The 24,190-nt window shown below is 46.8% G+C and carries 17 protein-coding genes; 7 read left to right on the forward strand and 10 right to left on the reverse strand.

Annotated elements, in window-relative coordinates:
• Nucleotides 1-50 precede the first annotated feature (50 nt).
• Nucleotides 51-1,703 carry a xanthine dehydrogenase small subunit gene (locus EGV92_RS02890; protein ID WP_131667696.1) on the reverse strand — a complete coding sequence of 551 codons (1,653 nt, stop codon included), beginning with the start codon at nt 1,701-1,703 and terminating at the stop codon, nt 51-53.
• A gap of 412 nt (nt 1,704-2,115) precedes the next feature.
• On the reverse strand, nt 2,116-3,516 hold the full coding sequence (locus EGV92_RS02895; RefSeq protein WP_242678573.1) for a nucleobase:cation symporter-2 family protein: 1,401 nt from the start codon (nt 3,514-3,516) through the stop codon (nt 2,116-2,118).
• 592 nt (nt 3,517-4,108) lie between these two features.
• On the opposite strand from EGV92_RS02895, the gene urtA reads away from it, so the two are divergent.
• The 5 genes from urtA to urtE all read left to right on the forward strand — a co-directional run bounded on the left by urtA (nt 4,109) and on the right by urtE (nt 10,103).
• Complete coding sequence (gene urtA / locus EGV92_RS02900; RefSeq protein ID WP_423227888.1) at nt 4,109-5,353, forward strand: urea ABC transporter substrate-binding protein; 1,245 nt, start codon at nt 4,109-4,111, stop codon at nt 5,351-5,353.
• A 220-nt stretch (nt 5,354-5,573) separates the two neighbouring features.
• The gene (gene urtB / locus EGV92_RS02905) at nt 5,574-7,370 is read left to right on the forward strand and encodes an urea ABC transporter permease subunit UrtB (protein WP_131668081.1); all 1,797 of its coding nucleotides are present in this window, start codon (nt 5,574-5,576) and stop codon (nt 7,368-7,370) included.
• Nucleotides 7,371-7,378: 8 nt separating this feature from the next.
• Nucleotides 7,379-8,491, forward strand: a complete 1,113-nt coding sequence (gene urtC, locus EGV92_RS02910) for an urea ABC transporter permease subunit UrtC (RefSeq protein WP_131667699.1) — start codon at nt 7,379-7,381, stop codon at nt 8,489-8,491.
• The gene (urtD, locus tag EGV92_RS02915; protein WP_131667700.1) at nt 8,484-9,383 is read left to right on the forward strand and encodes an urea ABC transporter ATP-binding protein UrtD; all 900 of its coding nucleotides are present in this window, start codon (nt 8,484-8,486) and stop codon (nt 9,381-9,383) included. Before urtC ends, urtD begins: the two co-directional genes overlap by 8 nt.
• A 21-nt stretch (nt 9,384-9,404) precedes the next feature.
• Entirely contained in the window at nt 9,405-10,103 is a 699-nt protein-coding gene (gene urtE / locus EGV92_RS02920) for an urea ABC transporter ATP-binding subunit UrtE (protein WP_131667701.1), read from the forward strand.
• 181 nt (nt 10,104-10,284) lie between these two features.
• Here urtE and EGV92_RS02925 read toward each other — a convergent pair whose 3' ends face one another.
• The 6 genes from EGV92_RS02925 to EGV92_RS02950 form a co-directional block, all read right to left on the reverse strand.
• Nucleotides 10,285-10,686 carry an ExbD/TolR family protein gene (locus tag EGV92_RS02925; RefSeq protein ID WP_131667702.1) on the reverse strand — a complete coding sequence of 134 codons (402 nt, stop codon included), beginning with the start codon at nt 10,684-10,686 and terminating at the stop codon, nt 10,285-10,287.
• A gap of 66 nt (nt 10,687-10,752) precedes the next feature.
• Nucleotides 10,753-11,433, reverse strand: coding sequence for a MotA/TolQ/ExbB proton channel family protein (locus tag EGV92_RS02930; RefSeq protein WP_131667703.1), 681 nt, complete (start codon nt 11,431-11,433; stop codon nt 10,753-10,755).
• Nucleotides 11,434-11,940: 507 nt separating this feature from the next.
• Nucleotides 11,941-12,801 carry an ABC transporter ATP-binding protein gene (locus EGV92_RS02935; protein ID WP_165525547.1) on the reverse strand — a complete coding sequence of 287 codons (861 nt, stop codon included), beginning with the start codon at nt 12,799-12,801 and terminating at the stop codon, nt 11,941-11,943.
• Nucleotides 12,802-12,909: 108 nt separating this feature from the next.
• Nucleotides 12,910-13,902, reverse strand: coding sequence for a FecCD family ABC transporter permease (locus EGV92_RS02940; RefSeq protein WP_131667705.1), 993 nt, complete (start codon nt 13,900-13,902; stop codon nt 12,910-12,912).
• A 147-nt stretch (nt 13,903-14,049) separates the two neighbouring features.
• The gene (locus EGV92_RS02945; protein WP_131667706.1) at nt 14,050-14,871 is read right to left on the reverse strand and encodes a heme/hemin ABC transporter substrate-binding protein; all 822 of its coding nucleotides are present in this window, start codon (nt 14,869-14,871) and stop codon (nt 14,050-14,052) included.
• A 126-nt stretch (nt 14,872-14,997) separates the two neighbouring features.
• On the reverse strand, nt 14,998-16,137 hold the full coding sequence (locus EGV92_RS02950; RefSeq protein WP_131667707.1) for a ChuX/HutX family heme-like substrate-binding protein: 1,140 nt from the start codon (nt 16,135-16,137) through the stop codon (nt 14,998-15,000).
• Between the two features lie 748 nt (nt 16,138-16,885).
• Here EGV92_RS02950 and EGV92_RS02955 point away from each other — a divergent pair.
• A complete protein-coding gene (locus tag EGV92_RS02955; RefSeq protein WP_242678575.1) occupies nt 16,886-19,126 on the forward strand; it encodes a TonB-dependent receptor plug domain-containing protein in 2,241 nt (746 codons plus the stop codon).
• A gap of 116 nt (nt 19,127-19,242) precedes the next feature.
• Complete coding sequence (locus tag EGV92_RS02960; RefSeq protein ID WP_131667708.1) at nt 19,243-20,520, forward strand: HmuY family protein; 1,278 nt, start codon at nt 19,243-19,245, stop codon at nt 20,518-20,520.
• A 131-nt stretch (nt 20,521-20,651) separates the two neighbouring features.
• On the opposite strand, the gene EGV92_RS02965 is transcribed toward EGV92_RS02960, so the two are convergent.
• Both EGV92_RS02965 and EGV92_RS02970 read right to left on the reverse strand, forming a co-directional pair.
• Entirely contained in the window at nt 20,652-22,859 is a 2,208-nt protein-coding gene (locus EGV92_RS02965) for a transglutaminase TgpA family protein (protein WP_131667709.1), read from the reverse strand.
• Nucleotides 22,860-22,864: 5 nt separating this feature from the next.
• Nucleotides 22,865-23,986 carry a DUF58 domain-containing protein gene (locus tag EGV92_RS02970; RefSeq protein WP_131667710.1) on the reverse strand — a complete coding sequence of 374 codons (1,122 nt, stop codon included), beginning with the start codon at nt 23,984-23,986 and terminating at the stop codon, nt 22,865-22,867.
• Nucleotides 23,987-24,190 lie beyond the last annotated feature (204 nt).

A 24,190-nucleotide genomic window follows, 5' to 3' on the forward strand; every position in this document is an offset into this window, starting at 1 on the left:
GGGAGGGATTTAATAATTCAAACCTAAGCAAATAATATAAGTTAACCGGGCTAAGCAGTTATCGGCTGCGGCGCGGCTAACAGCTGCTTGCCACATTTCACAATGAGCCGCTGCACCACATGCAAGCGATATTCACGGCTGGCTCTAACGTCCGTAAGCGGCGAGACATCTTGGCTCAACACTTTCGCCGCTTGCTCAAAGCTTGTCAGCTCGCGGGCCTGACCGATTAGCGCTTGCTGACATTGCTCGGCCAACATCGGCACTGCCGCCATACCGCCCAAACCAATTTTGACGTTATCAATACGTTCACCGTCCTCAGACAAATCAATGCGCATGGCGAGCAAGCAAGCAGAGATATCATCTTCATAACGCTTGCTAATTTTATGGATGAATAAGTGCTGGGCATCGGTCATTAGTGGAATATGAACTGCCACCACATAACTGCCTGCGCGCAATTGGGTCTTTTTATAATCGATAAAGAATTGAGATAAAGGCATGATTTCATCTATGGCTTGAGTCTCATCAATGGCTTCGGATTTATCAGAACAGCAATGACGCAGATGAATTCGAGCGTCTAATGCCAGTAGGATTGGTGGCAAGTCGCCAATCGGTGAGGCATTGGCAATGTTGCCGCCTATCGTGCCCATATTACGAATCTGCGGGGAGGCGATGCGCTCAAACACTGCTGCGAACGTGGGGAAATACTGCTCCAAGATAGGTAGCATTTGCTGATAGCTCATACCTGCGCCAAGTACCAGCTCTTGAGAGTCTGTCGAACCAGTGCTATCACTCTTTACTACAGGTTGCAGCGACCAAGCCTTTAGCGCATCGATTGCCGATAGCTGAATGATAATCTCATGATCGACCAGATGCTGAGTGATACTAAGTCCCAAATCAGTGCCGCCCGCCCACAGGGTCGCCTTTGGATAGGTCATTAATAATTGATTTAGCGTCTCGATATTTTGCGGGATAAACAGCCGCTTTGAATCGTTATGTAGAGCTGGCGTTAGTGAATTTGCCAAGTCATCGGTTTGCGCAGGAGGTGCGGCGTGCGGCGAGACTTTTGCCATCACATCAATAGACAAGTCTTTGGCTGTGGACTTAGCCTCACCTTCAGCGCCAATTTTCTGCATCGATAGCCCAGCTTCTATAATAGGCCGATAACCGGTGCAGCGGCATAAATTGCCAGAAATAGACGCCACTACTTCATCATAGCTTAAATCTGCAGTATCAGGATTTTGCGCTGCGCTTTTCAACAAGCGCTTATTTTCATAAACGCACGCGAGCGACATCACAAAGCCTGGCGTACAAAAACCGCACTGCGAGCCGTGACAATTAACCATCGCTTGCTGCGCCGGATGCAGGACCGCTTTGTCGGGATGATGCTCAGGATTGTCTGCAAGATAAGAGGCCGTCATCAAGTGATGACCATCCATCAAGGACAGCAAGGTGATACAGGAGTTGACGGTATAGAACGGCGGTATTTCGCTAAGCGCTTTTTTGCCTAGTGGCTCAGTCGTTTGATTTAGCGAATGACTGGGCAATCTCTGCACCATTACCGTACAAGCGCCGCAATCACCGCTGCCGCAACCTTCTTTGGTATCCATCTGGCGGACATGACTGCGCAAATACTCAAGAACCGTAGTATTGGGATTGAGGTCGGTCAGCTCATGCGGCTTACCATTAAGATAAAATCGAATCATAGCAACACTCGGCTAGCATAATTGGATAAGGCAAATATTCGGCTTATCACACCCTTAGATCGTCAGTCAGCATTGACCTCGATGGGTAGATTTATGCTAATGGTGCTTCTATTGTAGACGCTGCCCTAAGGCAGAAAGTGCGTGGGTATGACGTCGAATAGAGGGTATTACTGTGCTATTAAACTAGGGTTAGCTTAAGACTTATCTGCGGCAGATTTAGTGTGAGCTGACCCTGTCAATAATCATGAGAATACGATGAAGTTAAGATAATTGCAAGATAGGCTTTGAATTTAGTGTCTTAACATACCAGCCAAGGTCTATTTTGCCGCTATCGTTCTACTAGTCTCAAACTATTTTCATCAGACTAAAGCTTATCTAAGCGGCTTCAGTCATATCATACCTAGTGATGCTATCAGTGACTCACTAACTCTCCAGCTTTATTTGGGTTAGGTTTCACTGCGCTCACTTTTTCTTCGGGAAGGAAAAGACTGAGCAAGATTGCCATGATAGCACCCATTGCCACTGGTGACATCAGCACGTTACGAACCAACTCCGGCAGCTGTGACAGCACATCGGGCACCATCGACACCCCAAGACCCATGCCGATAGAGATGGCAATGATCATCATATCGCGGCGATCTAACCGAGCACTGGACAAAACACGTATACCCGCGACCGCTACTGTACCAAACATCACTAAAGTTGCACCGCCAAGCACCGGCTTGGGCATCATTTGCAGCACTGCCCCAAAGATGGGAAACATACCCATGATGACTAAAATAGCAGCGATATATATTCCAACATGACGACTGGCAACGCCCGTCAAAGCAATGACCCCGTTATTCTGGCTAAAGGTCGTCGAGGGCATGCTGTTCAGGGTCCCAGCAATAATGGAGTTCACCCCATCTGCCAATACGCCACCGCGAATGCGCTCAAGATAAACAGGGCCAGTAACGGGCTGTTTAGAAATCGCGGAGTTGGCGGTCAAATCACCTGTGGTCTCAAGCGCCGTCACACAAAACAAGATTGTTAAAGGAATAAAGGCAGCCAAATCAAAGTTAAAGCCATATTTAAACGGAATTGGAATGGCAATAAGCCCCACATTGCTAAGTGATGAGAAGTCTAAGCGTCCCATAAAGAACGCCGCAACCATTCCCAAGATGAGCGCAATAATGACCGACGATAGCCTTAACATAGGGTTTTTGGCTCGGTTTAAGATGATAACTGATACTAAAACAATGCAGCCTAACAATAGATTCTGCAGACTACCAAAATTCTCCGCCCCAAAACCGCCGCCTATATCGGTCATTGAGACCTTGATGAGCGGAATACCGATTAGAATAATAATGGTCCCGGTCACCACGGGGGTAAATATCCTTTGCAATTTATGAACGAATCGGCTTAGGACAACTTCGACAAAAGCGGCGCAAAAACTCACCCCAAAGATAGTGGCAAGAATATCTTCAGGCGAGCCACCACGCGTCTTTACAATCAGTCCTGCGGCAATAATGGCAGTCAAAAACCCAAAGCTAGTACCTTGAACACAAAGCATGCCCGCCCCAATTGGCCCTATTTTTTTACTTTGTATAAAGGTGCCGATGCCTGAGGCAATCAGCGCGCAGCTAATTAAATAAGGAATATAGTCCACCAGCCCCAAAGTGCCAGCGACAATCAGCGTGGGAGTAATAACGCCTACGAGACTGGCTAGGACGTGCTGCAAGGCAGCAAAGCTCGCGGGCCAAAAGCTTGGCTTGTCATCTAACTCATAAATTAAGTCATCGGTGTTGCCGCGAGGGTTGGGCATGTCGTTCATAAGATAACCGTCCTTTGTATTGTCATTTGTATTAATGTCATTGCTTGCCATCTGCTGATTGGTAGCTGACTTTGTCTATCCCCCTGCCCTGCATCAGCGTGTCTGCGCCCTAAAATGGGGCTTTACTCGCTAGTACATCGCTGGCTTATGATAAGAACAAAAACCCTTGACCAGCTTTTGCACAATCTATGCCGACAGTATTTAACTCATTAACTGCGAACCTTTTCAGGGCTTATCCCCAAATTAGTGCGTTTATTTAGTGCGTCCTATAAAAATGCACCAAAACTCAACATTAATTTCTTAATAGCTAAGCTATTTTTATTAATACTGTTTGTCTTTTTTCTTAACTAAGAATAAATTATTGATTTTTATACAAATATTATTTTTGGCACAGAACTTGAACTCTCTATGGTAGCTATAAGACATTATTTATGTCGGCAGGTATTAGCCATCTGCTTTAACTGTTTAGACTTTTTCTACTTTGGAGACCTTCATGACCATTTTGCACTCGGCGCTCAAAACATCACCTTCGAACAACTTACCAAACAGCAAAAAGCTATCAACACCTCTAACACTATTAGCGGCAGCAATTATGGGCAGCGCCTTGTTAGCCGGTTGCTCAAATTCAAGTGAGACGGCAAGCTCAGAGGAAGAGGCGGCCACTGAAACCACGACTACTGCTGCCGATGGTGACACTATTAAAGTCGGCATCTTGCACTCGCTATCGGGCACGATGGCTATCTCTGAAACCTCGCTAAAAGACACGGCGCTGATGACCATTGATGAGATTAATGCCAATGGCGGCGTTCTGGGCAAGCAGTTAGAGCCTGTGGTGGTAGATCCCGCCTCTGACTGGCCCCTATTCGCTGAAAAAGCCCGTCAGCTACTAACCCAAGATAAAGTCGACGTTATCTTTGGTGGTTGGACCTCAGTCTCGCGCAAGTCGGTGCTTCCTGTAGTCGAAGAGCTGAACGGTTTGATGTTCTATCCGGTTCAGTACGAAGGCCAAGAGCAATCTGAGAATATCTTCTATACCGGCGCGGCGCCCAACCAGCAGGCCATTCCTGCGGTAGAGTACTTGATGAGCCCTGAGGGCGGCAGTGCTGAGCGCTTTGTCCTATTGGGTACTGACTATGTCTACCCGCGCACCACCAACCAGATTTTGCGCGCCTTCTTAAAAGATCAAGGCGTAGCAGATGAAGACATCATGGAAGAGTACACGCCCTTTGGTTTTAGCAACTACCAGACCATCGTCTCTAATATTAAGAAATTCTCAACCGGTAAAAAGACCGCGGTAATCTCAACGATTAATGGCGACTCTAACGTGCCGTTTTACCGCGAGCTGACCAACCAAGGTATTGAAGCGTCCGACATTCCGGTCATGGCCTTCTCAGTCGGTGAAGAAGAACTGCGCGGTATCGACACCAACTTACTTCAAGGTCATCTGGCCGCATGGAACTATTTCATGTCGGTGAAGAATCCTACCAACAGTGACTTTACCAAGGCCTACAAAAAATACGCCGTAGATCAAAAACTACCTAACGCGGATAAAGTCGTCACCAATGACCCGATGGAAGCCACCTATGTGGGCATCAATATGTGGAAGCAAGCAGTCGAAAAAGCAGGTACGACGGATGTAGATAAGGTTCGCATCGCAATGGGCGGTCAGACCTTTGATGCGCCGTCTGGCTATACCTTGAAGATGGATGAAGAGAACCATCACTTATGGAAGCCGGTCATGATTGGTCAAATTCGTAGCGACGGTCAGTTTGATGTGGTCTATAAGACCGATGATGTGATTCGGGCAGAACCTTGGAGCAGCTATATCCCTAAATAAAGGGCGTCTAATATCAATCTCAAACCAGTGTAAATAAACCCCGAAAGGACACCCTTTAATAAAGGCTTTAATCAGCTGGTAAAGGCTGTCCTTAATTTCTTGCCAGTATTGATAAACGGATAAGGAGTCGCCCATGCCGCGCTCTCGATTACGCTCCAATTTTGATTCAATCATAACCAATAAACTGACCTACCAATGGCTTGCCAGTTTTTTTGTGTGCATGCAGTTGCTGATTATTCCAGCAACGACTGCATGCGCACAAGAAGCCTTAGCAGCATTCCCCAATTCAGAAGCATCAGCCAGTTCAGAAGAAACTACCACAGCAAAGCCTCGCGCGGAACCTCAGGCAAATCCTGCAACTAATACTGAAACTGGCCTGCCTGCCGTCAGCGAGACCTCTTTAATAACCCCTGAAGTAAACACTGATCAAACCACCATTGCCACTAGCGGCGACGCGATCCAGCAATTTGTGTCCAAGGACTTTGCCGGTCGGCAAGCCATGCTTAATGCGTGGCCTGGCAGCGTAGAAGCACTAGATAGTTTAGTCGAGCTGATTGAGTCAGACGCGCTGTATCAAGACAACTCAGGGACGGCTTATATTCTTGAGACCAGCGCTGACGGTGACGAGTCTTTACTGTCCTATCCGGACAAAACCCTACTAGAAAAGTGGCCCAATGACTTAAAGCAAGTGACGCTGACCAATGCGCTACGCTCAGCCCTTATCTTTGGTCAGGCCAAAGTAAAGCTGGACTCTGATAAACCCTCTCAGCGACTAGAAGCGGTTCAAATCTTAAATTCCCACCTCAATCAAGTGGACCCTTCAGTTATCACGACTGCGCTTGCCAATGAGAGCAATGACAAGGTCAAGACGGCCTTGATTCAGCTTAACGCGCGACTAGAGTTTCTAGGTAGTGGCAATGATGGTGGCAGTGCTGACGGCATAGATAACGCTAGCAGTACAGCTGCTAAGCTTGCTGCGCTTGAGATCCTTAAAGACAGCAGCAGCCCTGACGTCATGGTCGATATTGAGACCACGCTGCAAGCACCCGATCTTGATCCCGCCCTAGAGGCGGCGCTGTTGGAAGCGCAGGACAGTATCGCTTGGCGCCTTAAAATGAGCGAATGGAGCGGTCATATCTTTACTGGTATGAGTACCGCCAGTATTTTACTGCTGGCCGCCCTTGGTCTTGCCATCACCTTTGGCTTGCTCGGCGTCATTAATATGGCGCATGGCGAGCTGATTATGATTGGGGCGTATACCACCTATGTGGTGCAGAGCCTGTTTAAGACGCACTTAAGCGGCTTGCTCGACTGGTATCTTATTGCTGCCATTCCCGCTGCCTTTTTGGTCAGCGCTGTCATCGGCATGATTATCGAGCGTATCGTCATTCGGCCCCTCTATGGTCGTGAGCTGGAAACCCTACTGGCCACCTTTGGCGTCAGTCTTATCTTAATGCAGCTGGTGCGCATGATATTCGGCGCGCAAAACGTCGAAGTGACCAACATCGTTTGGTTAAGCGGCGCTTACCAGCTGACCCCTAGCCTATCTCTACCCTTTAACCGCATTGCTATTATCGGCTTTACTGCTGTAGTCCTTATGCTGCTGCTATATCTGTTAAACAAAACCCGCTTTGGTCTCTTTATCCGCGCAGTCACACAGAATCGGCAAATGGCCCGCGCCGTTGGTATTCGCTCAGCGCGAATCGACATGATGGCCTTTGGTCTCGGCTCTGGTCTTGCGGGTCTCGCCGGTTGTGCCCTTGCGCAAGTGGGCAACGTCGGTCCTGATTTGGGCCAGACGTATATCATCGATGCCTTCTTAGTGGTGGTCGTCGGCGGTGTTGGTCAAGTTTGGGGCGCGGTCCTTGCCTCCTTAGGTCTTGGTATCAGCGGCACGGTGCTCGAGATTGGCATGGGCGCAGTCCTTGCCAAGATTATCTTATTGGTTCTTGTGATTCTGTTTATTCAGAAGCGTCCACAAGGTTTATTTGCCCTTAAAGGCCGATTTGTGGAGTGAGAAACATCATGAAAGTTCTATCAGCATCTTTAAATTTATTATCCGACAAACCGCGTAACGCTATTCTTATCGGCCTCTGCTTTGCCGTCATGTTATTACTACCTTGGCTGCACTTACTGCCTGCGGATGCGCCTTTTCACTTATCCGCCTACTGGGTTACCCTAATCGGTAAAATCATGTGTCTGGCGCTGGTCGCTCTCGCGCTTGATTTGGTCTGGGGCTATGCGGGCATCTTAAGCCTCGGTCATGGACTGTACTTTGCGCTTGGTGGTTATGCGATGGGCATGTATTTGATGCGCCAAGCATCGGGCGATGGCCTGCCTGACTTTATGCGCTTTTTAAGCTGGACCGAAGTGCCTTGGTACTGGGTCGGCACCGACCACTTTGCTTGGGCAATGGCATTGGTCGTCTTAGCGCCGGGGCTGGTGGCCTTTATTTTTGGCTACTTTGCTTTTCGCTCTAAGATTAAAGGCGTGTACTTCTCTATCATTACCCAAGCCATGACTTACGCCGCAGCATTGCTCTTTTTCCGTAACGAGACCGGCTTTGGCGGTAATAATGGCTTTACGGGCTTTAAGACGCTGCTAGGGTTCGATATCACCTCAGCGCCCACTCGATCCGCGCTATGTTTTGTCACTGCTTTGACATTGCTGCTTAGCTACGTGGGACTGCGCTATTTGATGAACAAACCTTATGGCCGCGTGCTTGGGGCTATTCGTGACAGCGAAAACCGCTTGCAGTATCTCGGCTACCGCACCCTTTGGTACAAGCTATCGGCTTGGACACTCTCTGCGGTCATCGCAGGTATCGCGGGCGCGCTTTATGTGCCGCAAGTGGGCATCATCAATCCGAGCGAGATGAACCCAGTTAATTCTATTGAAATGGCCGTTTGGGTCGCTGCTGGTGGCCGCGGTACGCTCATTGGCGCTATCTTGGGCGCTGGCGTAATCAATGCTGTAAAGACTTACTTCACCGTGGCTTATCCTGAAGTTTGGCTGCTAATCTTAGGCGGCCTGTTCGTCGTCGTCACGATTTTCCTTCCCAGCGGCATCATCGGTATTTTTGACCGCTTCAAAAAAGACGCAGACACGCAGGCCAATAAGGAGAGCAACCATGACTAAGCTTGATTCTGACCACAAACACAACCTGCGACAAAAGCAGCACCCTAAATATAGTCAAAAAGCCAACCCAACGCTAGACCCGGATTCTTTTTCAGTGGATGACCCAACCGCTAGTGGCTATTTACGGTCTAAGCCGCGCGGCGCTGATTTTACTCATGGCATAGCGCTCTATTTAGAGAACGTCAGCGTTTGGTTTGATGCCTTTCAAGCACTCAATGACTTATCGCTCTACATTGAGACCGGTGAGTTACGCTGTATTATCGGCCCAAACGGCGCAGGTAAAACTACGTTGATGGATGTCATCACCGGCAAGACGCGACCCACTGAAGGCAGCGTCTTCTTTGGGCAAAGTCACAACTTAGCCAATATGAGCACCGAAGAGATTGCAGAAGCAGGCATCGGCCGCAAGTTTCAAAAGCCAACCGTCTTTGAAAACTTTACGGTGATGGACAATCTATTGCTGGCCGCGCCCAGCAATAAACGCGTGTCAAACAGTCTCTTTAGCCGCTTGTCTGCCGATGCCAAAAATACTTTGGAGTCTACAATTGAGCAGATTCGACTGCGCGATATGGTGAATAAACCTGCCGGACTACTCTCTCATGGGCAAAAGCAGTGGCTTGAGATTGGCATGTTACTCATGCAACAGCCCAAACTAATCTTGCTTGATGAGCCAGTCGCCGGAATGACGGATGCTGAAACTGAGCACACCGCCGAGCTGTGTCTAGAGTTGAAAAAGAACCACACGCTGGTCGTGGTCGAGCATGACATGACGTTTATTGATGAGATTAGTGAGAAAGTCACGGTACTGGCAAACGGCGCTATTTTGGCGGAAGGCACGCTTGCCGAAGTTCAGGCCAATGATGACGTCATTGAGACTTATCTTGGTCGCTAAAAGAATAATTAGGAAATCAACATGCTAGAAGTTAAACAAATCAATCAATTTTACGGTGGCAGTCATATTCTGCGTGATGTCACCTTGCAAGCGCCAGTTGGCGAGTGCTCTGTGGTCCTTGGCCGCAATGGCGTGGGCAAAACCACGCTTCTCAAATGCTTAATGGGCATCTTGCCCATCAAGTCCGGCCAAATACTACTTGATGGTGATGACATCACTAAGCTGTCACCCGAGCAACGAGTGCACCGCGGCCTAGCCTACGTCCCGCAAGGTCGTGATATCTTTTCGACCTTGACGGTAGAGGAAAATATTCTCATTGGCATGGCGAAGTTCTCAGGCAGTAAGGCCCGTCACGTGCCGACGCATCTGTATGAGATATTTCCGGTACTAGAAGAGATGAAACAGCGCCGTGGTGGTGATCTGTCCGGCGGTCAGCAGCAGCAACTTGCAATTGCCCGAGCACTGGCATCAAAGCCACGAGTACTTATTTTAGATGAACCAACCGAAGGCATTCAGCCGTCTATTATCAAAGATATTGGTAAGGTCATTGAGCAGTTGGTCAGCGCGGGTGAGATGTCTATTGTCCTCGTTGAGCAATTTTACGACTTTGCTGAAGAGCTGGCAGACAACTATACCGTGATGTCACGGGGTAAAGTTATTGCGCAAGGGCCCGGCCATGAGATGGCGGACAAAGACATTCAAGACTTGGTAGCGATTTAAAGGTTTTAGACAAAAATAAACCCTGCTAATCATCCAGACTTAGCAGGGGTGGAGAGTACCTTTATTATTGTTGTTAATTATTTTTATTATCCGGCTATTTCTTCTATGGTTAGTAGCAACAGCAATTAGGCTTCTTTCCTATTATAATTTTTGTAGTTTCGCCTTAAGTCCCACTGCCTCCTCATTCATTCACAAAAGCGATTTTGCTTAGCTGTGCAGCACTAGCCAGAGCCAACACTTGAGCTACCGTATCGTAGCGACTGTCCTTATCCGCTCGAAGCTGAATTGTTGGCTGCTCTGCACTTCCACCTTGCTCCATTAGTCGTGATTCTAGCTCTTGTATAGTGATTGGCTGATCATCCCAATACAAGCCTGCATCTTCGTCAATACTAATCTGAATGGTTTGGGGTGGTAACTCATTAACCTCAGCACTAGTCTGTGGTAAGTCTAACGGTACAGAAGGGTTCAATACTGTCGCTGTTACCATAAAAATAATCATCAGTACCAGCATGATATCAATCAAGGGAATGAGATTCATCTCACTCATGTCTTGCATATCATCATTGCCTAAATGAAACGCCATAACCTTCTCCAAAATCTACTATTATAAAAAACCCTAACTCGACTACACCCTGCGTGATTAAATTCTTTACGAGTGAGTAGAAGCAGATAAAGGGCTTTCGGTATTTGGCGATTTCACTTTTAAATTATCTGACTGCTTAGCATTATTAAGTACTGGCTGGGCGTTAGTCGAACTTGACTTAACAGTATCAACCTCGCTTTGAATGGACTTACCAAGTAGACCATGAGCTGTATCATGGGCGATATAGAGGGTTTTACGGTTTAAACGCATGGCAATGTTATAAAAGATAACTGCAGGAATAGCGACGGCCAGACCAAGCCCTGTCATAATTAGTGCTTCACCAACGGGTCCGGCGACTTGACCAAGGCCCGCTTGACCGCTCTGACCAATGTTATGCAGTGCATGAAAGATACCCCAAACTGTACCAAATAGCCCGATAAATGGCGCGATAGCAGCAGTTGTTCCTAGGATAGGTAGACCTTTTTCACCTTGATAGCGGTAGCGGCCAATATGCTGCATCAAGGTCTGCTCAGTCAATATCTTTCGCTGCTCTATACCGATAGGTGTCCGACTGCCCTGAGCATTAATAACTTGGGTCAAATCGGTTGAGACAGTTTTGGAGAGCTTAATACTATGGATAATTCGAATAATGCCAGTAATCCAAGAGGCAATAGACAGCGCAAATAAGATAAAAAATAAAGATTTGGTTACGATGTCGGTATATTGCCAATAAGATGCAAAGTCCATGGTATTTCCTAAAACGGTTGGTATTTAAATATTTTCAGTGCCCACTAACTCAGCTTGAGGCTACTAACTAAACAAGTTAAAGATAAAAATCGATAGCTATTGTGCTATATGAATTATGAGTGATTTTTACCCGCTCAGACATAGGAGCTTTCTAGTGTTAGCTGGCTAAAGTTACAAAGCCTTAATAAAGCAGTTAAGGATTTACAATAAGATTAACGAATAATAATACAAACGAGAATTATTATCAATAAATAATTAAACTATTCGTTCTATTCAGCGAATTAATGCTTAATATTGACCTAAAAAGTGCTAACTACTGCCTAAATTATTAAAAAACGCCTAAGAAAATGAACAAGAAAGTCTATAAACAACATTCAAAGCAAAAAATCAGATAACGACCTTAGCTGACTTCTATACTACCTATTTGTAATCGCACTATAGCCTCGTAATCACTTAGCTCTAGCAAAATCTGGTTTCTAGGTTGCTGTCTGGAATAGTATCTGAAAGCTACATAAACACCCGGCCACCTTCAGTATCATAAGCATTAATATCTGTCTGATAGACCTTACTTAATTGCTGATGGGTCATCACCATGCTAGGACTGCCTTGCGCTACAATTTGACCTTGATCAATCAAAACCACCTCATCACTATAGCGATAAGCGTGGGTTAAGTCATGCAGCACAACGACAATACTTTTACCAGACTCTTCAACCAGTCGCTTTAAATAACGCAGTAAAAATCGCTGATGACGGATATCTAGATGGTTGGTCGGCTCGTCAAACATCAGAATTTCCGTATCTTGCATTAGTGCTCTTACGATAGCTAAGCGCTGCTTTTCACCGCCTGACAGTGTTTGTACTCGAGCAGTACTTAAAGCCGTTAACTCAAAATCATGAAGTAAATTTTGCGCTTTTTCAAGGTGGTATTGGTTTGGCCGCTGATACCATGACAGTACTGGCGAAACCCCGAGCAGAGCATACTCAAGTGCTGTAAGCGGTAGCTCAAAGCGCTCGTGCTGCCCGACCCAAGCTATCTTACCACGGCGAATCAGCTGCTCTGAGCTGACCCATTGAGAGTTATGTAGAGCGTTGGGGTCACCGTTCTCTATCTGCACTGGCATCGCAGCTGTTATTGTTCCTGCTACCGTTAGCCCAGAACCGATATGTTGATTAAGAATGGCGTGCAGTAGCGTACTTTTACCTGCCCCATTAGGACCAATAAAAGCCACCAGACTCTGGCTTGGTATCATCAGCTGCTCAACCTGAACCAAGATTTTACTGGTCGTGGCAATGCGAACATCATTGAGAGCAAATAAGGTCTTATCCTCACTTACAGTATTCTTACCGACAATACTGCACGCAGGCATTTCTCTATCCGCAGGTCTATTGGTTAACTTGGACATAATAGAGGGTAGTGGAACTCCTAGAGAACAGGTGAATTAAATAAGCCCATAGCAGACCAGTTAGGTTAGCCATTAAAACTTACTACCGCGAATAAATAGCCAAATAAAAAATGGCCCGCCGATTAAGGCCAACACAATACCGACGGGAACATCAACCGGATACGCCACATGCCGTGCTAAGCTATCGACGACCAGTAAAAATATCGCCCCAAGCCAGCCTGACCAAATCATCAGCCGCATGCGGCCGCCGCCAAAGATAATCGCTAGTAGGTTAGGAATCATCATCCCCACAAAGCCAATAACACCTGCCAGTGACACTGCCGCACCGGTAAGCAGCGCTGAAGCTATGACCACTAAGGCTCGAGCCATGCCCACACGAATACCTAGCGACATCGCTGTCGTCTCACCCAGCATAAGCCCATCGAGCTGACGCCCTAAAGGCAATAAGATAACAAGTCCTGCCAGCATCGATATCACCGCGTAACGTAGCGGCACAAAGCCAGCTTCAGCCATACTGCCAGATAGCCAATTGGTCGCGCTGCGCAGTACCATATCATCAGACATAAATAGCACCAAACTGACTATAGCCGCACAAAAGGCACTAATGACGAAGCCTAATATCAATAACCCCATCTGCCCGCCCCCTAAAAAGCGGTGAATGGCTAAAATAAACAAGCAGACAACGACGCTACCAGTAAAAGCAGCGAGCGGTACTCCTACCCCAGAGATACCGAGGGCTAATACTAAAACGACACCTAGCGCTGCGCCGCCTGAAGTGCCTATCAGACTTGGGTCAGCAAGCGGATTTTCAAACAGTGCTTGCAGCGCAGCCCCGCTAACCGACAAGGCCATTCCGACAAGTAGTGCCGTGGCAATCCTTGGATAGCGCAACTGCCAGATGGTCTCATCCAAAGACATGGGATTGGCCCACTCACCAAAGCCTACGCCCAATGCTAGCCAAATGAGCATCAGCGAAGCGATAGCTGCTAATAGATATCTGCCCATCTGACGATAAACGTTCGATGCCGGCGCTACTTTTACTGAAATCGTTGGGGATAGGGACATAATGGTGACTTATATTGATTAAAACATGTCATCTCAAAGGTTTATCAATGGGCTACTAATCCGCTCTATTTAATATTTTTATTTTATTTAATGGGCTACTTAAGCAGCCAAATAAACGCCACATCTTGCGACTCTTATTCAAGAGCTTTACTTAGCTAGACTATTGAGTTTTTTGACCACCTGCGGCGAGTCGAGACCATAGCGCAAGAAATCATTGGCGGGCCAAAAATAGACATGGCCTTTTTTACCAGCCGGGCTAATAGCAACCTCTGGTCGCTGACGGAATTTTGCCAAACTACCGATGATGGGTTTGTTATGGTCAGCGATAATGATGACGTCAGGCTTGGCCGCGAGCCAGCCCTCTCTTGATAGCGGTTTTAACCCTGATAAGTTGGCAGCATTGATACCGCCTGCACGGCGAATTAACTCATCACCAACGGTGCCTTTACCTGCGACGATACGACCATCATAGCTAAGTAGATAGCGCTTACCAGTCTTTGCCATTGGGCTCATTCCCTGCTGCCAACGACGCGCTAACTGATCGGCCTTTTGCGAGGCACCGACGTAGCTGCCAACAGTCTTAATACTCTTAGCAAAAGTAGCAACATCCTCTTTGGGGGCGACGTTCACAGCCTTGACTTTTAGACCATTAAGACGCTGATAAATACTGGCGGGCTGCACCATATAGCTACCAAGTACCAAGTCAGGCTTTACCGATAATACGGACTCGGCGGTAATATTGCGGTGCATACCCACCGCTTTGGCTCTTTTAAGCGCAGGGTTGCTATTTAGAGCATTTTTTCCCACTACCTTATCAGCCTCACCTAATGCGACGACAATATCAGCGACATCAGGACTCATGACGACGATGCGCTCATAGGCTTGTGCAGATAGGCTAGCCATACCCAGTAAGGCCGCTACTGATACCGAGCGAAAGAGTGATTTTGCAATGAATAAGGTCTGCGCCATGATGGATCCTTATAGCCTAGCGTTAATAGTGATTATAGTGGCCACGATGATATGACCATGTGCTGTGAGAATGCTGCTATGAGAATGGTACCGTGCTCAATACTGATTAGGCATTACCGATAAATGTTAAGCAGCATACTTACAGGTCTGCATCAGCTCATCGGTCGTGACTTGCCATTCCCTAAGCTCAGGCTGACCTTCTAGACGCTGACCAAATATGGTCAAGACACTAGTACCAGACGCATCAAAACCTTCGATGCAGGTCACTACGCCATCTTTAGTGGGGCGCTTGACACACCATACTTGCGCAAGCTCGCGGTCTTTTAGATGAAGGGTAAAATCAGTATCTTCTTTGTCAAGAATATTAATCCAGTCGCCCATGCGCTTTAATTTAAAGACCTGACCCGTCTGAATCTGCACGACACCCGTATTACCTACAAAGATCATAATTGGGCAACCATTATCTCGAACTTGCTCTAACAAAGTCTCCACCGCACTCACTTCTAATTCACAAGCCATCCCCTCAGGGGCTTGTCGAAAGCTACTTGCCCGATCAATGTCTAGCTTTTCTAATAAAAAATGGAATTGATGCACATCGGTAATATTCTGCCATTCACTCTGTAAAGTGTTCAGATCTTCATCGTTTAGGGCTTTATATTGCCAAGACTTTTTCTCAATTAACGGTTTTAACTCAATCGTATTTGCGGTAGAGGCAACAGACTGCACTTCAGAGGACTGCCGATTTTGAGACTTCTGCCATGCCTGTTTTTGTTGTTCAATAACAGTGTTCCACCGCGCCAGACGCTCCTCAGTAATATCCCTTAGATACACCTTATTAATCGAATTGCCACTACCATCATAAAACTGAATGCTATAGCTGGGTTTGTCTGGATTGCTCGTGTCACTGACTGCTAACATATGATGCCACTGGCTCATGAAAAAGCGCAGGTCGAGACCACCGACATTGAGCGCTATCCCCACCTTGTCACCGAGCTTGAGGTTCTTATACTCTCCAAGCTTTTCATGTACCGCTAGATCATTTCTGACAATACTCTCAAGTCGGCCAAATGACTCGAACTGCTTAAGGACGACCTTACAATCGCTACCCATATAGTCACTAAAAGGCGCTGCTAGCATCAGCTCAAGCTCACTTACGCCTAAAGCCCGCGCCCCCTCAGTCGGGAATAACATCCGATCTTGTGCTTTTTTATCCTGATAGTGTTGCCAAAGGTCACTATTTTTGGTGGTCAGCGAAATCGTCGTCATAAAATCTCCTCAAGTCTATACTGCTCTGTCGGGTACTAGTTACTGGCGTTAGACCAAGCTAATTATTCATTTGCTTCACTTAGCACACCCCTTTTTATTGGACTAACAATTAGATCGCAAGGGTCTAGGGCATGTCCTCAATTAGCTCATAAGGCTTAAAATGAGATAGGTTTTTGTCAATCAAAGTAACTTTTATAATATAAAAATATTTATAGAGAATATGAAAATATTGTCTGCAATGTTTGCAACGATTGACGGAAATATAGCTATTTTAGGTGCATTAAACGTTAGTTTTGGCAAGTGAGGACACACCCTAGTCACACCATCAAAAGTATTCCAAATAACAAAAGCGATTTAGGGAACCGATTTAGCGGACCGACTTTGGGAAGTAAGGCTAACTGAGTCCACGCTCGGTCCTTCTTAACTCGGTCCTTCTTAACTCAGTCCTTCTTAACTCGGTCCTTCTTAAGAATAAGCCTCAGGGTCTTATTATGACCAAACAATATTAACTTGTAAACGATAATAATTATAATTACGTATTGATAACCATTCTCAATAGTAATAACATAAGTATAGTATTCCAGTAGTATTCCTGCTGCGGTATTAAGAGTGCTTGTTAGCGGTGTTGAATTAACTAACGGCAAGGTGTCTCGCTATCAGCCCATTAGTGCCGCACTTTGACTTACTGCTAGCCATTAATCCGTTACTAATTAACCCTTATTGTTATTCATTTTGGTCGAATACTATTATGCGTCTCACTCTATTGTCTTTACTTAATCCTGTTAGCAAAGGGCCGCGCTTATTAGACAGTAGCTATTCACCTATGTTGTGCAAGCCTATGTTCTCATTACCCATAGTTTCAATACCTACCGTCGCCCCCTCCTTATTCAACACCACTCGTGTAGCGCTTGTCATCTTTAGTGCAGCATGGAGTAGCGCTACTTTAGCCGCTGACAACCAGAGTGCCTTTAGTAGTGACCTAGCACAAGTTAATCTTGACCCCATCGTGGTCACTGCCACTCGCTCCAATCGAGCGCTCAGTGATGCGCCTGTTCCTGTTCAAGTTCTAAGCCAAGATGATCTACAAAAGCATCATGCCCATACCTTAAAACAAGCCATCGCCCTACTGCCCAATGTCTATCTGCGCGAGATTCACGGTAAGACTGGCTACGAGGTACTGATGCAAGGGTTATCAGGAGATCAGGTGTTGGTACTTATCGATGGCTTGCCCGTAACTGCCAGTACTGGCTCGACAGTCAATCTCAACCAGTATTTAAATGTTGATATTGCTCAGATTGAAGTCATTCAAGGGGCAGCATCGGCACAATATGGCAGCTCAGCCATGGGCGGGGTTATCAATGTCATCACCAAGCCTATCGCCAATAGTAGCGCTCATATTAGCGCCGAGATAGGTAGTAATGGTCGACAAAATCCATCTGAGAAGTCACTAGATGCCAATCGTCAATATATTGAAGCCAGTATGGAAGGTGCATTAGATTCAGCTGGCCATATTCGCGCACGGCTATCAGGCTCTTACCTCGATGATGGCGGATTGACACTAGATACAGGTGCTTGGCCACGATTAAAAGACGCCAGTGAGCAGTCGCAAATCACTACTAGGCTCTCCTATAGCGCCGACCCTTCGATAGGTAGTAGCCTTCAGACCGATAAAGGCACTTCCAGCCAACTGTTTAACAACACTCAGCTTTGGGCTGAGGCAAGCCTATACACAGAGGACGACTCGCGGCGCTATAACTATTACGCTGCACCACGGTATCTTCCGCAGCAAAAGGATGAGCACATTACCAAGCAGCGTTATAGCGCAGGTGGACGCACCAATATCACACCGACTGGTAATGCTGATACGGTTTATCAGCTCTCGGCTTCTGCGCTTTTCGAGAACTATCAGAGCGAGTCTGATACTAGCTCTAAAGGAATTATCACTAGCGCTCGAGATGCTGATATCACTACCGCCCTTGCTCAGGCTCAGCTTGATCTGCCAATGTGGAGTCCCTCAAGCAGTCCTTTCAAAGACCATACTCATCTCGTGCAAATTGGCGCTCAATATCAACAAGATACGCTAAGTCAAACTAAAAATGAAGTTAGTGAGCTTATCAAGGATGAAGTCAGTCGTGATGTCGGTGAAGTCTATCTGCAAGATGACTGGTTTATCGGCGATTCATGGGAGGTCTTGGCTGGGGTTCGCTATCAAGACGACACTGACTTTGGTGGTCATGCCGCTCCTAAAGTGTCGGTAAAGTATAATCATGTGGATGAGCAAGGTCATGATCATATTTTGCGCGCTAGCGTGGGTAATGGCTACCGAGTACCCAATCTAAAAGAGCGCTACTATGTCTTTGACCACAGCAACCTAGGCTATAAGGTTATGGGTAATCCAGACTTGCAGCCTGAGACATCAACCAGCTACCAAATCGGCTACTCGGGACAACTAACGGACTCCCTGAACCTCAATATCAACGGCTTTTATAACGAGATTGACGACTTAATTCAGACAGACGCAAACCAAGTAACCTATGAAGGGAATATCGCCGTCTATCACTATATGAATGTCGATAGTGCTAAGACCCATGGCGTAGATATTGGCATAGATTGGCGCATAACCCCTGAGGCAGTACTTAAGGCCGCCTATACTTATACCAAGACTAAAAATGATGCTACAGGTAGTGATCTGACCTTACGCCCCGAGCACAAAGCGCAAGTGTCATTAGACTACCAGCTTACTCCTAAAATTCAGCTGGTTGAGCAAGTGAACTATGAGGGCAAGCAGCTCGTCAATAGTGCAAACCAGAGCTACTCGCCTGCTTGGTGGTCACTCGATAGTAAGCTTAATTATCAAGTTGATAAGCATATCAATATCTATGCAGGGGTTAATAATGTATTTGATGTACAACGCGACCCCGCTGATAGCAGTGACTACCGTCCTATAGATAACCGTGAATGGCTACTCGGTGCCAGCTATCACTGGTAGCTTATTAGTACCCTATATCTGGTTTGCAGCCCGCAAGATTAAGCACAGAATTCGAGATTTACCGCTTACATTCTCTTAAAACATAACACAAAGTCAACACTTATAAGGAAACCCCAATGACCTCACAAACTTCAACTTTAACCACTAAGCCGGTCACTACCATCTTTAGCGCACATCGATTAGCGTTTGCCATATCTACGAGCCTATTATCTTTAAGCCTTATTGGTTGTGGCGGTGATGGTGGCAGTAGCGCTACAGGCGGTAATGCAGACACCAATAAAGATGGCGGTACGCCAGCACAAATGAGCTTTAGTGAGACGGCCACATGGTCTATTGACAGTACAACACCAGGTACTAGCTGCTATGATTTTGATGCTCAAAGTGAAGTTAGCTGTGATAGCGCCGTATGGGATTTAAAGTTTGATAACCAAGCTCGCTCGGTAAACCTTTGGTCAAATAGCGGTGTCAGTGGCGATGGTAAAGGCGGCGTATTCGGCCTAATGGACTGGTCAGCACTCAAAAAATATACCAATGCAACCATAGACCCAGACTCTGGTCGTGATATCAGCTCGCACTATCGTATGGATAAAAGCGCTGGTGTCTTTAAGGATAAGCCATGGTATGAGTACAACCTTCAAGACCGCCATCTTCTCTATCCCAATAACCGCGTTTATCTTGTCACCACCGATAACAGTGATGCTAGCACTGTCAGTACCGTCAATCGCCCTGTCTATGCGCTACAAGTCATTAACTACTATAATGATGTCGCTACCTCAGGCTTCCCGACGCTGCGGTGGATAAATACCGCACTGCCAACACAGGTCCAGACTAAGACCTTTGACGCTTCTTCATCTGATAGTTGGGTGTATATCAATCTTGCATCTGGCGAGACGACTAGCAAAGATGGCGACTGGCAGGTTGGACTTCGTCGCAACAATCTGATCCTAAATAGCGGCGACTCGGGCAGTGGTAAGGTTGGTGGTTATGTTGCTAAGACCCCAGCGGGATTCTGTGATGAGAGCGGCGCACCAATTACTAGCAAATTTATCACTGATAATTCAGCGTCAACCTTAAGTGATCTGACTGATACAGCGAATTATCAGGTATCAGCCGATGGCGTACCTTGGATTGTCGATCAAAAAAGCTCTAATCTAAACCCTGGCTATTCGGGTAACTTCCCTATGCTTGATTATGGCTGGTATACCTATAATGGTAACAACCATATATTAACTGCCAAACCTATCGATACGGCGAAAGGCGCGCTTGTACGCTCGGCTGAAGGCAATAGCTATGCTCGGATTCGCTTAGATGAGATCGTCTACGCTAATCCTAATGTGCTTGCTGCCACTAAATGGGTATATAAACTGGATATTCAGCCAGCTCCTAAAAAATAGGGGCGACCAAAGCAAAATCTAACTTTATAAAGTTGTCTTAAAGCAAAAAGCCCTAGTCCAACGATGTGGATTAGGGCTTGGTATTATTAGTTAAAAAGAATATTACGCCATCTATTCGCTCGTATACTCATTTATTTTATTTTACTCGCAAGCGTTTTTAGCGCTTTTAACGTGCTCTGGTAGTCTGGATCATCAGGCGGCGCTTCGCTCAAGCGGCCATAACGAAGGCGGCGATAGTCGTCCTTTATCCGCTCTAAATCTTTTTTAATATCAGCATCCTGCGTCTGAGACTGTAGCCGCTCAAGCCAAATCAGCAACCCTTCATTATCATCATAAGCCAGCGTAGCATCCGAGCGACCAATCCGCCGTGACAACTGTACCAGTGGTATATCGACAGGGTGCCAGCGACGCCGACGCCGTAACCAAATCAGCAGCCCAACCGTAGCCAATAACGTCACGGCTAGGGCCATCATCCAGATAATTTGCTGCATAATGGAGGTTATATTCAGCCACTTTAGCAGGGCATTTGACTGCTTATCTTGATCATAGCCGACGACATCTTTTTGCCAATAGTAGCTGGCTTGGTCAGATAGACGACGAAGGGTTTGCAGCATTCTAAACTGCTGATAGCTCAGCTGCGCACGCGTTCCTGAGCCAAACATAGCCGCACCTTGCTCCTGCGTTAGTGACTGCATCCCCCGCTCGACACGGCTAGGAGCAACAAAAGCTGTGGGATCAACTCGTACCCAGCCTCGACCGTCAAGCCATACCTCACTCCACGCATGAGCATCCATTTGCCGTACTTCCCAGACATCGCCACCACGGCTCATCTCACCACCTTGATAACCCGCCACCACACGAGCAGGGATGCCAGCAGCGCGCATCATAAAGGTAAAGCTTGAAGCGTAATGCTCACAAAACCCTGCTTTGGTCTCAAACAAAAAACTATCAATCCGCTCATCGGTCAATGGCGGCGGTGATAGCGTATAGCGAAATTGAGTTTGATTAACCCAAGCCTGAATGGCGTTAATGTAGCGTTCAGGATCATTATCTGCCTCCTTAAACAACTGCTTGGCTAGCGCACGCGATTTTTGGTTGCCTTCAGAGGGCAGCGCAAGATTGATCTGACGTTCTTGTTCACCTAATGTCGAATCGAGACGCATCTGAGCAAAACGCGTGACATCATAACGCAGCTGCTGGGTCACTGGCCGCGACCTTCGTAAGGTAAACTGCGGGGTAATACCAATACCCCTTAACTGGCTATAGGGGTAATCCAGCCCAAACAGCCAGTTTTGTTGCGTAGGCTCCAAAATGACTTGATAAGCCAAGGGCTGCTGCTTTTGCGCATCAGGCACACTATCGATGGCTTGAGCCAGCCAATCTGGTACAGCGCCGCCCCACCATGATCTCTGAACACTGGCACTAGGCGACCATGTTACTCCATCAAAATTACTAAAGACCAAACCACGCCAGTACATCTCACTTTGCGCTGGTTGCTCAGCTGGGAACGATACTCGAAAAGCCAGCTCTGTAGATTGGCTAAGATTGGCAAAGTCACCTGCTGACATACTATCCGATACGCCTGTCACTGCCTGCTGACCTGATAATTGGACAGACCATAAGGGCGGCAAACGAGGAAAAAATAAAAACAACACTACCAACAGTGGCAAAGCCGAAACACCAAGCAAGCCCAGAGTACGAACTCGCCCCTCACCGCTATCATTGCCGACATCATTTAACGCAATAAAGGCCAGTAGTACCATGACTGCCCCAAATGCTACGGTAAGGCTCGTAAACAGGCCTTGATCCATCAAAAATAGCGACGCCAATACAAATAACGATAAGTTGAGCACCACATAGGCATCGCGGCGCTGATACAGCTCCCACAGCTTACTAATCAAACACAGCAGCAAAAAAGCAACGCCCATATCGAGGCCAAATGCCGACTGATAAGTCAGCCATAACCCCGCTATACCCGTCAAAAACCCAGCCATCTGAATGCCTTGATAAATGCGCTTAAGCTGCTTTACGGTTTTGAAGCGGGCCTTTATTCTAGGCAATTGCGCAGCGATACTCAGTATCCCAAAGATGATGAGCCAAATTGGTAAATGAGAAACATGAGGCAAAATAACAAACAACTGGGTGATTAATACCCAATAATAAGCAGGTAGGCCAATCAGTCTTTTTAACCACCCTAACTTAGACTTACTACTGGCCCGTTGTTTAGGTTGCCGCCCCTGAGCCAATTGGATAAAGCTGGCATCAAGATCAGGATGATTAGCTATAGCTATGCGGGTTGTCGTAGCAGTAGAGGACTGTCGGCGAAATAATAGAGCCATAACGATTATCTTACCTTAGCTAAACGCAGCATGGACGCCTGAACAAAAGCATCCCCTTGACCGATCATGCCTGCTCCACCGACCCCCTCAGCAAGATCGTTAGGTAAGATGACCTGAAAGGCAGCACCGCTTGTCGGCATCTTCTGCAGGGCATAAGCAAGCTGTGACAGCTTCTGTTCATGGTGCGCTGCGGGCATATCAGCATAGTCCAAACGCAGCTCTTGTCCCACAGGATCGGCAAAGTGTTTGGTCAACATACCCTGACCTCGAGCGACATGGGGCCAAGAGACGCGTGCAAGGGACTGGCCGGGCGTATAATCATCCAATCGATCAAAGTCATGTTGACCTTGCATAACATGATGACTTTGCACAGCTGCCTCGTCACTGGCAATTATATACTGCGCCTGCCAATCAAAGGCTAGTGGTTTTGGCGTAACCCATGCCGGCGTCGCAAAATACACATAAGACCAAGCACGCATAATGCCTAGGGGATAGACACTACTAATCTTCAACCGAGGCAGTATCATTCGGCCGCGCTGATGAGTCATTACCGGTAGCTTGATGATGTGTTCGCCAGAAATGCTTGGAACGATATGACTATAAGTATAGGCAGGAACACTACTGGAGGCTTCACCTTCATGTACCGCCATCTGACTACTCTCTTGTATTTGGCTACTTTCTTTTGCCTGATTGTTATTGGCTAACTGCTGCTCAAAGGTAAAGCTAAGCTGCCGTCTGGGCTTAGTACTGGTGCTGGTCACTTTTAAAGTTACCCAAGCAGGCGAGCCTGCTTCTGCCATTGAGACTTCAAGCAGCTGTATTTTTAGTCCTATCACATGAGCAAAGGTTAGATGAAAGCTAATAACCCAGACGCTAGCGAGATAAAAACATAAGCCCAATATCAAGTTATTGGCATAATTAATACCTGCAATAAAGGTAATTATCAGCAGCAAAGCGAACAGCGCCCCTTCACGGCTAAAGAATATATAGACATTGCGCAGACTGAGTGTGGCTGAATCTTGCCTTGGCGCGCGCTTAGCAAACCAACGATCGAGTCTAGACGACTTCTTATCATCCACTATACGAGTGCGATATTGAGAGGGAGAAGGTTGCGAAGCTATATTCATGAGCATATCATCATATTGGCTGGTCAGCGCCAAAGCAGATTTTATAAGTCTCCGTTATGTTGAGTGATAAAGCAGATAGTGAATTCAATCTAAAAAGAGTACAGCAATACTGGAATGAATTTTTTGCAGCTTCTTTTAGCATACTTACAGCATGCTAGAAAAGTTTATACCAGTATCACGCTTAAACTTCTTTTTATCTCTTCA

Source organism: Psychrobacter pygoscelis (genome assembly GCF_004335015.1).
Lineage (GTDB): Bacteria > Pseudomonadota > Gammaproteobacteria > Pseudomonadales > Moraxellaceae > Psychrobacter > Psychrobacter pygoscelis.

Coding starts and splice junctions, on each gene's coding strand:
- EGV92_RS02965 (WP_131667709.1), bottom strand. CDS start 22,859: ATGGCTCTATTATTTCGCCGACAGTCCTCTACTGCTACGACAACCCGC.
- urtC (WP_131667699.1), top strand. CDS start 7,379: ATGAAAGTTCTATCAGCATCTTTAAATTTATTATCCGACAAACCGCGT.
- EGV92_RS02895 (WP_242678573.1), bottom strand. CDS start 3,516: ATGAACGACATGCCCAACCCTCGCGGCAACACCGATGACTTAATTTAT.
- EGV92_RS02890 (WP_131667696.1), bottom strand. CDS start 1,703: ATGATTCGATTTTATCTTAATGGTAAGCCGCATGAGCTGACCGACCTC.
- EGV92_RS02950 (WP_131667707.1), bottom strand. CDS start 16,137: ATGACGACGATTTCGCTGACCACCAAAAATAGTGACCTTTGGCAACAC.
- EGV92_RS02960 (WP_131667708.1), top strand. CDS start 19,243: ATGACCTCACAAACTTCAACTTTAACCACTAAGCCGGTCACTACCATC.
- EGV92_RS02925 (WP_131667702.1), bottom strand. CDS start 10,686: ATGGCGTTTCATTTAGGCAATGATGATATGCAAGACATGAGTGAGATG.
- EGV92_RS02945 (WP_131667706.1), bottom strand. CDS start 14,871: ATGGCGCAGACCTTATTCATTGCAAAATCACTCTTTCGCTCGGTATCA.
- urtB (WP_131668081.1), top strand. CDS start 5,574: ATGCAGTTGCTGATTATTCCAGCAACGACTGCATGCGCACAAGAAGCC.
- EGV92_RS02935 (WP_165525547.1), bottom strand. CDS start 12,801: ATGCCTGCGTGCAGTATTGTCGGTAAGAATACTGTAAGTGAGGATAAG.
- EGV92_RS02940 (WP_131667705.1), bottom strand. CDS start 13,902: ATGTCCCTATCCCCAACGATTTCAGTAAAAGTAGCGCCGGCATCGAAC.
- EGV92_RS02970 (WP_131667710.1), bottom strand. CDS start 23,986: ATGAATATAGCTTCGCAACCTTCTCCCTCTCAATATCGCACTCGTATA.
- urtD (WP_131667700.1), top strand. CDS start 8,484: ATGACTAAGCTTGATTCTGACCACAAACACAACCTGCGACAAAAGCAG.
- EGV92_RS02930 (WP_131667703.1), bottom strand. CDS start 11,433: ATGGACTTTGCATCTTATTGGCAATATACCGACATCGTAACCAAATCT.
- EGV92_RS02955 (WP_242678575.1), top strand. CDS start 16,886: ATGCGTCTCACTCTATTGTCTTTACTTAATCCTGTTAGCAAAGGGCCG.
- urtE (WP_131667701.1), top strand. CDS start 9,405: ATGCTAGAAGTTAAACAAATCAATCAATTTTACGGTGGCAGTCATATT.
- urtA (WP_423227888.1), top strand. CDS start 4,109: ATGGGCAGCGCCTTGTTAGCCGGTTGCTCAAATTCAAGTGAGACGGCA.